We start from the raw sequence: 12,504 nt of genomic DNA, 5'->3' as shown, positions 1-12,504 counted from the left end.
ACTCTTCAATTTAAGATTTTGTTCGGCTCAATGAATACTGAACATTACATAAGTAATGTTTGAATTGACTGTGCTGAATCCGAAGATTCAATGGTCACTTCGTATCATTGAAACCTAATTTGATACCGAGGTATCTAATTGGATTATCATCAACGAGTGCCCACACAGATTGATAGGTCTATATTGTTAAAGAACTTGCTTTGCGAGAAGTTTTTCTCTCAAAGCGGAGGTGCATTCTAGCGATTTAATTGACAGTGTCAAACACTTTTTCAATTTTATTTTCGTAGAAGCTTTTTACCTCTCCGACTCTGCTGAAGCCTTATCGCGTCTGCCGTGTCGGTGGATGCGCATTATAGGGAACTCAGATCCGTTCGCAACCCTTTTTTGAAAAAAAATGGAAAAAAATGACTGTTCGATGACTATTTCATCAAAAAAGCAAAAAAGAGGGTAAAAAACCCTCTTTTTCTGCCTTAAAAGCCGTATTTAAATGAATGCGTACGCGTCTGCGAACATACGTTCGCTCTTCGCTTTCTTGTTCTGAGTGAACTGTTCACGTGCTGCGCCAGCCATTTCAAAACGACCTGCAATATAGATATCGTAGTTTTCTAAGCTTTCGAAATCTTCAGCTACAGCTTGTAGCACGTTACCAACTTTACCTTGCCAGTCTGCAGGAGCTTCTTCTACTACTGGCACAAAGTGAACATTGGCAAACTTGTCGGCAATCTCGACCAGTTCGTCTTTAGCATAAAGCTGGCAGTTATCGCGCGCCCCCCAATATAAATAGATAGGATTGGTTTTATTCTGCGCTACGCAGTGATCCAGAATCGAGCGAACGTAACTGAAGCCTGTACCACCAGCAATTAATAATAATGGGCGTTCGCTTTCTTCTTGAACCCAAGCATCGCCATGTGGCGCATCAATTTCAATCTGACCATCAGTTTCAAGCGCCGCTTGCATTGCTTCGACAACTTCTTGTGCATAAGCGTTGTGTTCCGCCGCACCGATGTGCAGTTCAAGTTCACCTTCATGACGACAAGGGCTGCTTGCGATAGAGAAAGGACGTTTGTCTTTTTCACCCATCACCACCATTAGGTACTGACCCGCTTTAAAAGGCACTGGTGATTCTGGGTGAAGAAGGATTTGGTAAGTATTACAAGCTAACGGCTGAATAGACTTTACTTTACATTGGATGGTCATGGTGTTCCTCTCGCTTACTCGTCAAAAGTAAGCACTAAATTACTTTCTGTATAGGCTTGGCAAGGGAATATCCAACCTTGCTGTTGCTCTTTTTCGGTTAGCATCGGTTCGAGGTGATAGCTCACCTCGCCCGTTAGCTTTTTACACATGCACATGGCGCAAGCGCCAACTTGGCAACGGTGCGGGAAGCGAATATTGTTGTTGAGCGCAGCTTCCAACACCGTCTCCCCTTCTTTTACTTGGAACGTAACGTCCATTGGTAGAAGGTGGACTTGATGACTCATAGAATACCTAACTGGTCCCAAATCTCATCGACTTTAGCCACAAGTTTAGGATCTTTTTTGATAGGCGTGCCCCACTCGCGCGTGACTTCAGATTCGAACTTGTTGGTCGCATCCAGTCCTAATTTGGATGAACTCTCAGTCTTACCAAGCACTTGAATCGTGTCTCTATCTGGGTCCATTCGAGTTGTCACCGCCCAAATGATGTCATTCCAATCTCGTGCATTAACGTCATCGTCGCACAAAATGATGAATTTGTTATCCGTGTACTGAGCAAAGAAGCCCCATAGATATTCCATCAATTCTTGGGATTGACCAGCTTGGTCTTTCTTCATAGTCACGACAGCAAATTGGTTGTTTGCTGTAACTGGAAGATAGACGTCAACAATCTCAGGGCGTTGCTGTTTCAACTCATTTAGTTCTGCTTCGGTAATCGCTTTGCTGTCTCGCTCAGTGACCTCGGTTCGCGTCGCCAGCTCGGCATCCCATTTAATGGTCGCATCCAAGCCCATTTTGGAGCCAAGCCCAACCACTGGTGAAGCAAAGTCGAGCGAGTCGATTGGCGTGTTATCTATCATCAAGGTATCACGTACAGGATCCATATGCTCTGACATGGCTTTCACGACATCATTCCAATCTCGTGCGTTTACCGATTCATCGCACACAATAACAAACTTGGTATACATGAATTGACGTAAGAAAGACCACACGCCCATCATTACGCGCTTGGCATGTCCTGGGTACTGCTTCTTCATGGTGACGACGGCCATTCGGTACGAACAACCTTCTGGCGGAAGATAGAAGTCTTCAACCTCTGGGAATTGCTTTTGCAGAATAGGCACAAACACTTCGTTTAATGCCACACCCAATACAGCTGGTTCATCTGGCGGACGACCTGTGTAGGTGCTGTGATAAATAGGGTCTTTACGCATAGTAATGTGCGTAATAGTAAATACGTGGTGCTTTTCTTTTTCGTTATAGTAGCCAGTGTGGTCACCGTAAGGACCTTCATCAGCAAACTCGTTCGGGTCGATATAGCCTTCCATCACGATTTCCGCGCTCGCTGGCACTTCCAAATCGTTGCTGACTGACTTCACGACTTCCGTTTTGCTTCCACGTAGCAAACCTGCAAATGCGTATTCCGATAGCGTATCTGGCACTGGTGTTACTGCGCCAAGAATGGTTGCTGGGTCTGCACCAAACGCGACCGAAACTGGGAAAGGTTTACCTGGGTTGGTTTCCATCCAATCGCGCAGATCAAGCGCACCACCACGATGGGCTAACCAACGCATGATGATTTTGTTCTTGGCAATTTTCTGCTGACGGTAAATGCCTAGGTTCTGACGTTTCTTATTTGGACCTTTGGTTACGGTTAAGCCCCAAGTAAGCAGCGGCGCTACATCTTCTGCCCAGCAGCTCATTACCGGAATTTTATCCAAGTCGACTTCATCACCTTGCCAAACAATGTCTTGGCATGGTGCTTTACGTAAACGCTTAGCCGGCATGTTCAATACTTGTTTGAACACAGGCAGTTTTTCTAAAGCGTCTTTGAAGCCTTTTGGTGGCTCAGGTTCTTTTAAATAAGCCAGCAGCTTACCGACTTCTCTTAATTCTTTAACGTCTTCACGTCCCATGCCGATTGCGACACGCTCTGGTGTACCAAACAGGTTCGTCAAAACAGGTACGTCGTAGCCGATTGGGTTCTCAAACAACAGCGCAGGTCCACCAGCACGCAAGGTGCGGTCGCTGATTTCTGTCATTTCATAAGCGGGATCGACAGGGTGAGTGATGCGTTTAAGTCGACCTTTCTGTTCTAGTTGGTCGATAAATTCGCGTAAATCCTTAAAACTCATAGGCCTTCATGCTGGCTGATTAAACTGTCCGCAGTATAACAAATAGGAGGACGCTAAGATCCTCCTATTTTGTGTGGGTATGTGAGCAAGATTACTTTAATACTTGTTCAATCTGCCGCGTCTTTATCTGATGGTTCGAAGATACTAACTCTTCCAACCAGGTTTGATGCCCTTGTTGAGCAAGCTCTCGAGCAACCATGGTTGCTTCTTCTGATAACGCCATTTTTCTAACTAGAAACTGCTTTACTTGCGGAGATAGAGGGTTAGATTTTGTAAGTAGACTAATAGCTTCTGGCTTGAGTGATGGGTTAACTGTGGCATTCATCAATTGCTGAATGGAAAAAACGTCTCCAACCGCAGCTAAACGCTCAAGTTCGGACTGGCTGTTGTAATCAGCTTTCATCCGCCAGAGTAAGTTGTACACTTCCTCATCCTGACTAACTTGTGCCAACCTGACTATCACGGCCGTCGATGGTAACCAACTGGTCACATTTGCTTTGGTTAACTGGGCCGTTAATGCAGCAAGCGCATTGGGTGATAAGCTGTCTAACTCTCGAATCAAAAGCGCTTCACGCGCTTGAGCTTGTTGAGATGGCCCTGTAAGCCATTGCTTTAAGTTAAGCTCTCTTCGTTCAGCTTGTAAGACAAAGTCCAAGGTACTTTGGTCTTGTTTCCAACGCTTAATCAAGCGACTCGCAATAACGGGAAAGTTAAAAGCGGGTACACTAAATTCATACCCATCACCTCGCTCTAACACTTGATAAGTCGGGGTCATACGGATCTGGGACTCAACAAACAGAGCCATTCGAGGCGTGAGAATCACATCTTGCTTTTCAAGCTTTTCCAATAATTGAAAGCGCACCACCTCTTGTTGAGGCAAAGCAAGTCTATCAAGGGCAAATTTAAGCGAGTCGACTTCATCTCTGACAGCGTAATCAAGCAGTTCAGAGACTTTAGTCTGTATTTGAGTATCCTGAAGCCACTGTTCTACTACAGACTCATGCATTTCCTTGGCAGATAATGTCGCAGGTAGAGTGATAAGTGACAAGCTCAGGAGTAATGACGACAACATTCCTTGTTGCATGTTAACCTCCCGATAACATTTCCTTCATTCTGATACTTCTATCGGGAGAAAGCAATAAAAAAGCCACCGATATACGGTGGCTTTTCGCAGAATAACTAATCTGAGACTATTGACGACGCATCGCATCGAAGAACTCATCGTTGGTCTTCGTCATCGCTAGCTTATCGATTAGGAACTCCATTGCGTCGATTTCGCCCATTGGGTGAACGATCTTACGCAGAATCCACATCTTCTGTAGTTCGTCAGTCTTCGTCAGTAGCTCTTCACGACGTGTACCTGAGCGGTTAAAGTCAATCGCAGGGAATACACGCTTCTCAGCAATCTTACGGTTCAAGTGCAGTTCCATGTTACCTGTACCCTTGAACTCTTCGTAGATAACTTCATCCATTTTAGAACCAGTATCTACTAGTGCCGTTGCAATGATAGTTAGGCTGCCGCCTTCTTCTACGTTACGTGCAGCACCGAAGAAACGCTTAGGACGATGTAATGCGTTTGCATCCACACCACCTGTTAGTACTTTACCTGATGAAGGCACTACGGTGTTGTAAGCACGAGCTAGGCGAGTGATAGAGTCAAGCAAGATAACCACGTCTTTCTTATGTTCAACAAGACGTTTTGCTTTCTCGATCACCATTTCCGCTACTTGTACGTGACGAGATGCTGGCTCATCGAAAGTCGACGCAACCACTTCACCTTTAACTAGGCGTTGCATCTCGGTTACTTCTTCTGGACGTTCGTCGATAAGAAGAACCATCAACTCACACTCTGGGTGGTTGTACGCGATGCTTTGCGCGATGTTTTGCAGAAGCATTGTTTTACCCGCTTTAGGCGGAGCAACAATCAGACCACGTTGACCTTTACCGATTGGCGATGCCAAGTCTAAAACACGTGCTGTAATGTCTTCTGTTGAACCGTTACCACGCTCCATCACCATGCGCTCATTCGCATGTAGAGGGGTAAGGTTTTCAAATAGGATCTTGTTACGGGCGTTGTCTGGTTTATCGTCGTTAACGGTATTGACTTTTAGAAGGGCAAAATAACGTTCACCGTCTTTTGGTGGACGAATTTTACCAGCGATAGAGTCACCAGTACGTAGGTTAAAGCGACGAATCTGACTTGGTGATACGTAGATATCGTCCGGACCCGCAAGGTATGAACTATCTGCACTGCGTAGGAAACCAAAGCCGTCTTGCAGAATTTCCAGAACCCCATCGCCAAAGATGTCTTCGCCGCCTTTAGCGTGCGCTTTTAAAATCGCGAAGATGATGTCTTGTTTTCTTAAGCGAGCTAGGTTCTCTAATCCTAAGCTTTCGCCCAGTTTTACAAGGTCAGACACAGGTCTGTTCTTCAGTTCGGTAAGGTTCATGGTGGTGGATTCTTGTTTAGTCAAAATAAGATCTGTTTTCTAGTTAAGATGGATTTGGTCTCAGGATCGACCAAGAAGAGAAATTTGTTCAATTAACGCGCGATAAGTTAGCACTAATTAGTATTCTAGTCCAGAGTTAGAAAAACAAAACCGTGCATTGTAACTTTGCACGGTTTTATCTGTAATCACTTGGTGATTATAAGTTTGCGTCTAGGAACTCTTTTAGTTGAGTTTTAGACAGAGCACCTACTTTCGTTGCCGCTACGTTACCATCTTTAAATAGTAATAGCGTTGGAATGCCGCGAATACCAAACTTAGGTGGTGTACCTGCGTTATGGTCGATGTTTAGTTTACCGATAGTGAGTTTGCCTTCGTACTCGTCTGCGATTTCGTCCAAAATAGGAGCGATCATTTTACAAGGACCACACCATTCTGCCCAAAAATCCACTAGAACCGGGCCTGCAGCGTTGATTACATCGTTTTCAAAACCGTCATCAGTTAGCTGCAAAATCTTATCACTCATCTTCCACTCCAATGTGTTTTTCGAAACTGGTTGGATGATAACCAGTAATTAGATGCCCTATTGGAATGTATTTACTTTCGTATTGCAAGCTTTAGCTGATATTCTATAGCCATGAAAAAGACGCATATCACAGAGCAAAAGTTCGCCGATTTGGGCTTAAAGCCCCAAGTTATTGAAGGATTGGACAAAAAAGGGTTCGAATTTTGTACCCCTATCCAAGCCTTGGCGTTGCCGGTCCTGCTCACCGGCCAAGACATCGCAGGCCAGGCCCAAACGGGTACTGGTAAAACGCTCGCGTTTCTTACTGCTACGTTCAACCACCTTCTGACGACTCCGGAACATGAAGGTCGTAAGCCTACACAGCCACGCGCAATTATTATGGCGCCTACACGTGAGCTCGCTATTCAGATTTACAATGATGCAGAATCATTAACTGAAAGCACAGGTCTAAAAACCGCTCTAGCTTACGGTGGTGAAAGCTACGACAAGCAACTTGCGAAACTGCAAGACGGCGTAGATATTCTGATCGGAACAACAGGCCGTATCATCGATTTCTACAAACAGCGCGTATTTAACCTCAACAACATTCAAGCTGTTGTTCTGGACGAAGCCGACCGCATGTTCGATCTTGGCTTTATTAAAGACATTCGCTTCTTGTTCCGTCGTATGCCTGAGCCAAAAGAGCGTTTGAACATGCTGTTCTCAGCAACGCTGTCTTACCGCGTTCAAGAACTGGCATTCGAACACATGAATACTCCTGAGCATGTCGTTGTCGAACCAGAACAAAAAACTGGCCACCGTATCCAGGAAGAGCTTTTCTATCCTTCGAATGAAGACAAAATGGCGCTGCTTCAAACACTAATTGAAGAAGAGTGGCCAGATCGCGCTATCATTTTTGCCAATACCAAGCATAAGTGTGAATCGGTTTGGGGTCATTTGGCTGCCGATGGACACCGTGTAGGCCTTCTTACTGGCGATGTACCGCAGAAGAAGCGTGAGAAGATTCTTGAGCAATTCACCAAAGGTGATGTCGACATCCTAGTTGCAACTGACGTTGCAGCGCGTGGCCTGCATATTCCTCAGGTAACGCACGTTTTCAACTACGACCTTCCTGACGACTGTGAAGATTATGTTCACCGTATTGGCCGTACTGGTCGCGCTGGTGCGAGCGGTCATTCGATCAGTTTTGCTTGTGAAGAGTACGCGGTTAACCTACCAGCAATCGAAGAATACATTGAGCATACAATCCCAGTTTCAGAGTACGATTCGTCGGCACTGATTCAAGATCTACCGGCTCCGATTCGTATGCGTGCACCACGCAACCAACAGCGCCGCACGAATACTGGCGGTACCCGCTCTGGTTCTGGTAACCGTAAGCCGCAGGGACGTCGTCCACGCCAACCGCGTCAATCGGCACCAAAACAATCGTAATAGGAAACTGAGTTCGTTTTATGAGTCAAGCAGGATCATCACCGCTATATGCCGCCATCGACCTCGGGTCGAACAGTTTTCACATGCTCGTTGTGCGTCACATCGATGGCAGCGTTCAAACAATGGCTAAAATTAAGCGCAAAGTTCGTCTAGCAGCGGGCTTAGATGAACATAATTCTCTTAGTATGGAAGCTATGCAGCGAGGATGGGACTGCTTAAGTCTATTTGCGGAACGCTTGCAGGACATTCCTAAACAAAACATTCGCATCGTCGGTACTGCAACATTACGTACCGCGACCAATGTAGATGTGTTTTTAGAAAAGGCTAACCAAATTCTAGGCCAGCCTATCGAAGTGATTACTGGTGAAGAAGAAGCTGCCACTATCTATAAAGGTGTCGCTCACACCTCTGGCGGTAGTGGTCGTCGCCTTGTAGTCGATATCGGTGGAGCAAGTACCGAACTGATTATCGGGGAAGGTTTCGAAGCCAAAGCACTGACCAGCTTAAAAATGGGCTGCGTGACTTGGCTTGAAAACTTCTTTAAAGATCGCCAATTGAATGCTCGTAACTTTGACGCGGCAATTGAAGGAGCGAAACAGACCATCCAGCCGATTTTAGAACGTTATACAGAAATTGGTTGGGATGTGTGTGTTGGTGCATCAGGCACTGTTCAGGCATTGCAAGAGATAATGCTGGCGCAAGGCATGGACGAAGTAATCACTCACTCCAAACTCAAGCGTCTACAGAAGCAAGCCATGTTGGCCGACCATTTAGAAGAGCTCGATATTGAAGGCTTAACACTTGAACGTGCATTAGTGTTCCCTAGTGGCCTCTCTATTTTGATTGCCGTTTTTGAATTGCTTGAAATCGATGCTATGACACTGGCTGGCGGCGCACTACGCGAAGGCTTAGTGTATGAGATGGTTGAAGAGCTTCGTCAAGAAGACATTCGTGCCCGCACTATCGCTAGCGTACAAAATCGTTATCAGCTCGATCACCAATACGGTGAACAAGTCGCTAGTCTGGCACACACGCTTTTACAGCAAGCTGGGGGCGATGAGTGGATTACAGAGCCTCAGGGCAAGATATTACTCGAGACCGCCGCAAAACTGCATGAAATTGGCTTAACTATCGATTTCAAAAAAGGCGGAGAGCATAGTGCTTACTTGCTGCAGAATTTGGATCTGCCTGGTTACACGCGCGCGCAGAAGTTCTTTATTGGTGAAGTGGCTCGTCGCTATCGCGAACAGCTCACTTCTTTACCTGAGCAGCATGCATTATCAGGCTCGAGTGCAAAACGAGTATTGAGATTGTTGCGTCTTGCGGTTCTGCTCAGCCATCGTCGCAATCCTGATCTAGAGCCAAATGTGACTCTAACGGTTGAAGGCGACAATCTAACGTTACACATTGATGCGCAATGGCTAGAGAAAAACCCACTGACTGCGGCTGAGTTGGAAATTGAATCCAACCGTCAGACAGATATCGGCTGGCCATTAAATATCGTAGCAAAATAAGCGAATATCACTGCCTTACAATACTAAAGCCCAGGCGTTCGCTTGGGCTTTTTTGCTTCTACTTCCCCTACAAAACGTGCTGCCCAGCAAAAATTTCAGCTTCTCCGCTCTACATCGAAAAACAGCCATGCTTTATTGATAAACACAATTTAGCCAACCAAGATGCACCATCATGAAAACCGTTTTAATGACTGGCTTAACTGGCACTCTCGCCCCAAAAGTCGCTCATCAGTTTCACATACGCGGCTGGAACATATTGGAGTGGAATCACCACCAAATCTCACCAGATGATCCAGAGCAAAGTGAGCAATTTTGGCAGCAGCACCACATTGATGCGGTGTGCCATATAGCGATGGGGAGTGAAGCATGGGCAGCATGGCTCGGTGAACACTGCAAACAGCGCAACATTCCTTACCTCTTTGTCAGCACAGCAATGGTATTTGATGCCACAAAAAACGGGCCTTATGGCATCTTTGAAGAAAGAAACACCCAAGATGATTACGGCAAATACAAAGTTCGTTGTGAAGATGCAATCTGGCAAGCAAATCCAGATGCGATGGTTGCTCGAATTGGTTGGCAGCTCCATCACCAAGCAGAAGGCAATAACATGTTGGCGCATCTCGACCGCCAATATGAAGAGAACGGCGTTATTACCGCTAGCACGGCTTGGTATCCTGCGACTTCTCATATGGACGATACTGCACTCGCCTTTTTGCAGCTTATTGAGCGGAACGAAGCCGGTTTATATCACCTTGATAGCAACTTAAAAGATAAGTGGAATTTCTACGAACTCGTTTGTGCACTCAAACAGCATTACAACAAACCATGGCAAGTGCTGCCAAGCAATGACTATCACCATGACCAACGTCTAACCGATGAACGAATTGCCTTGCCGCCATTGAGTGAACGTTTCACCAAGCCAGAGCAAATCCAGCAAGCTGGCATCATAGGAATCAACTGGGGACGCACGCACATTCCGCACTATAGAAACAATGGTGTTGCAGTCACGACGTTATGTGCCAACCAAATAGAACCTCTTCAGCAAGCGTGCAGTGAAGAAGCAATCCCAAAGGCAGAAACGAACATCAGCGCACTCAAACTACTTGATATCGTGACCATCGCGACACCTGCGCATACTCATGCAGAGATCATAAAGACGTTAGGTTCAACCAAGCTTATCTGTGAAAAGCCATTGTTGGGATTGAATTCCGACATCACTCACTGGCAGCAACCGAACGCCAACCTATTGGTTAATTACGCCTTTGCTCAGCTAAATACCGCCAAGACAATAGAGGAGTGGCTCACTTCGCAAACCCAACCTTGTGTGGTCAATCTAGTCACCCAGGTTAACCTACCGGGCACCTTCACACTCAAAGAGTGGTTTCTTGAAACAGCTAGCCACCCTATCTCCTGGTTGCTGCACTGCTTTGGAGACTACTCTCAGTCGACACTGACTGAGAAAAACGGCCAACTGATCGTTGAGCTGCAATGTGGCGACCACCAGCTAAGATTTGTATTTGAATTAACTGGTGAGCTAGGCATCGAGCACAATCTAACGATTCAATCCAACCAGACTTTAACCAGCAAAGGCTACTATCGTGTCGGCGAAAAATGGCGTTTCGAGCCCATTCTCGTTAATGGCAACGCGATAAATGATGGAGAGTACAGCGAGTCTGATTGCTGGCAGGACGCCAATCAACGCAGTGTCGGTTTGATGTTGGCGATGTTCAATCAAAGCATCAGCTGGGATAACGGCCTGCAACTTGGCGCCTTCGATGCGCAAAAAGCCATTTTGATTGAGAAGATGCTCTGTTAGCCATTTCACCAGCGAGCTTCCTCTACGTGCCGTACCTTCGATTAAAAGGTCTCACTCGGGACCTTTTTTACTGCTCATTTTTACCTTCGTACAGCTCAGGGAGCTTTTGGACACCTATGATCTAATTGCTCCCCACGCTGTACAAAACCCTCTAAATCCCAGTAAGCAGGTACAAAAAAGCCGCTTGATTTAAGCAAGCGGCTTTCGGGGTTCCCACTGATATTAAGACTGAACGCTTGTCGTCACCTTAAAGTCAGGGTTCACCGCAGTCAGCTTCTTAATGAGGTAATTCAGTAATACGCCGTACATCGGAACGAACAAACCAAGACTGATAATCAGTTTGAAGCCGTAATCCACCAGCGCGATTTCCGTCCAATGCTCTGCCATAAATGGATCTGGGCTTTGATAGAACGCAATGGCGAAGAAAGCGATGGTATCAAGTGCATTACCGAAAAGCGTTGAACACGTTGGTGCCACCCACCATTGCTTCATTTGACGTAGGCGGTTGAACACGTGCACATCCATGATCTGACCAAGTAGGTACGCCATGAAGCTAGCAATCGCGATACGAGCAACGAATAAGTTAAATTCCCCTAGGTGACCAAAACCTTGGAATTGACCTTCGAAGAACACCACCGATAAGAAGTAAGACACTGCCAAAGCAGGCAACATCACTAAGAAGATGATCTTACGCGCCAACTGAGCACCGAAAATACGCACAGTTAAATCAGTCGCTAGGAATATAAATGGGAAAGTGAATGCGCCCCAAGTGGTATGGAAACCGAAAATAGTAAACGGTAGCTGAACTAGGTAATTGCTAGATGCAATAATGACTAGGTGGAATAGAACCAGATAGATAAGGGCGTTGCGCTGCTGCGCAGGGGTAAAGTTACTCATGCGATACCTTTTTAGTTTGGTTTGGGGGTGAGGGAACCCAAATCGAGTCACTGAATAAAGTGGCTCTTACCAACAATGTAAAATGAAAAATAAACTGGCTTGGCTCATTCTGAGCGAAGCGGTGGGCGATTATACATTAACCACTTTTCGCCGCAAGTCGTCTGTTTTACGCAAACGTTTAAGCATAAAAAAGGGTGTTTCATGTGAAACACCCTTTCAAGAAAAATTCTATTTTTAGAAGCCGCGCTGGAACAATCCTGCAAGATAATCCAACTCTTCCCTGCTCTCTTCAATCGCTAACGCTTCAAACCAAATCGCTTCGCTGTAATGCTCTGCTTTCATAAACAGTCGGCAACCTTCAAAGTCGATCAGCCAAGAGTGAATGTCCGCATCCCACTGCTTTTCCACCACAGTAGCAGAAAGCAAGACAACTAAACGCTCACCTAAAGCAGGAAAGCTATCAAGGTCAAAGCTCGGCGCGGTAATGATTAAGCGCCCTTCTTGTGCCATGTAGTCCGCTAAGCCAAATTCCTTTTGCATCT

11 protein-coding genes are annotated in these 12,504 nt (G+C 45.9%); 3 read left to right on the top strand and 8 right to left on the bottom strand.

All coding sequences use genetic code 11. The features are described 5' to 3' along the window. Nucleotides 1-483 precede the first annotated feature (483 nt). The 6 genes from fre to trxA form a co-directional block, all read right to left on the bottom strand. The gene (gene fre, locus R7D93_RS24190; RefSeq protein WP_005382872.1) at nucleotides 484-1,197 is read right to left on the bottom strand and encodes an NAD(P)H-flavin reductase; all 714 of its coding nucleotides are present in this window, start codon (nucleotides 1,195-1,197) and stop codon (nucleotides 484-486) included. Nucleotides 1,198-1,211: 14 nt separating this feature from the next. After that, nucleotides 1,212-1,481 carry a 2Fe-2S iron-sulfur cluster-binding protein gene (locus R7D93_RS24185; RefSeq protein WP_009696789.1) on the bottom strand — a complete coding sequence of 90 codons (270 nt, stop codon included), beginning with the start codon at nucleotides 1,479-1,481 and terminating at the stop codon, nucleotides 1,212-1,214. Further along, nucleotides 1,478-3,331: a 4-hydroxy-3-polyprenylbenzoate decarboxylase gene (gene ubiD, locus R7D93_RS24180; RefSeq protein ID WP_213869015.1), complete on the bottom strand. Its 1,854-nt coding sequence runs from the start codon at nucleotides 3,329-3,331 to the stop codon at nucleotides 1,478-1,480. The genes R7D93_RS24185 and ubiD overlap by 4 nt, the downstream gene beginning before the upstream one ends. Before the next feature lie 91 nt (nucleotides 3,332-3,422). Beyond that, complete coding sequence (locus R7D93_RS24175; RefSeq protein ID WP_005378756.1) at nucleotides 3,423-4,415, bottom strand: hypothetical protein; 993 nt, start codon at nucleotides 4,413-4,415, stop codon at nucleotides 3,423-3,425. Between the two features lie 106 nt (nucleotides 4,416-4,521). Then, on the bottom strand, nucleotides 4,522-5,781 hold the full coding sequence (gene rho, locus R7D93_RS24170) for a transcription termination factor Rho (protein WP_005378757.1): 1,260 nt from the start codon (nucleotides 5,779-5,781) through the stop codon (nucleotides 4,522-4,524). A gap of 196 nt (nucleotides 5,782-5,977) precedes the next feature. Further along, nucleotides 5,978-6,304, bottom strand: a complete 327-nt coding sequence (gene trxA, locus R7D93_RS24165) for a thioredoxin TrxA (protein ID WP_004745500.1) — start codon at nucleotides 6,302-6,304, stop codon at nucleotides 5,978-5,980. A gap of 111 nt (nucleotides 6,305-6,415) precedes the next feature. Here trxA and rhlB point away from each other — a divergent pair, with 111 nt between their 5' ends. From rhlB to R7D93_RS24150, 3 genes are all read left to right on the top strand, one after another. Next, nucleotides 6,416-7,735, top strand: coding sequence for an ATP-dependent RNA helicase RhlB (gene rhlB / locus R7D93_RS24160; protein WP_005378764.1), 1,320 nt, complete (start codon nucleotides 6,416-6,418; stop codon nucleotides 7,733-7,735). A gap of 20 nt (nucleotides 7,736-7,755) precedes the next feature. Then, a complete protein-coding gene (gene gppA / locus R7D93_RS24155) occupies nucleotides 7,756-9,249 on the top strand; it encodes a guanosine-5'-triphosphate,3'-diphosphate diphosphatase (protein ID WP_053306516.1) in 1,494 nt (497 codons plus the stop codon). Nucleotides 9,250-9,421: 172 nt separating this feature from the next. Further along, nucleotides 9,422-11,065, top strand: a complete 1,644-nt coding sequence (locus R7D93_RS24150) for a sugar nucleotide-binding protein (protein ID WP_225497191.1) — start codon at nucleotides 9,422-9,424, stop codon at nucleotides 11,063-11,065. Between the two features lie 222 nt (nucleotides 11,066-11,287). Here R7D93_RS24150 and R7D93_RS24145 read toward each other — a convergent pair whose 3' ends face one another. Together R7D93_RS24145 and R7D93_RS24140 are read right to left on the bottom strand one after the other, a co-directional pair. Next, nucleotides 11,288-11,962 carry a 7-cyano-7-deazaguanine/7-aminomethyl-7-deazaguanine transporter gene (locus R7D93_RS24145; protein ID WP_005378770.1) on the bottom strand — a complete coding sequence of 225 codons (675 nt, stop codon included), beginning with the start codon at nucleotides 11,960-11,962 and terminating at the stop codon, nucleotides 11,288-11,290. A gap of 234 nt (nucleotides 11,963-12,196) precedes the next feature. Next, complete coding sequence (locus tag R7D93_RS24140) at nucleotides 12,197-12,502, bottom strand: DUF3630 family protein (RefSeq protein ID WP_054579633.1); 306 nt, start codon at nucleotides 12,500-12,502, stop codon at nucleotides 12,197-12,199. Between the last annotated feature and the right edge of the window lie 2 nt (nucleotides 12,503-12,504).

Source organism: Vibrio sp. YT-15, from assembly GCF_033337445.1.
GTDB lineage: Bacteria > Pseudomonadota > Gammaproteobacteria > Enterobacterales > Vibrionaceae > Vibrio > Vibrio alginolyticus.
This window is presented reverse-complemented; position numbering and strand designations above follow the sequence as displayed.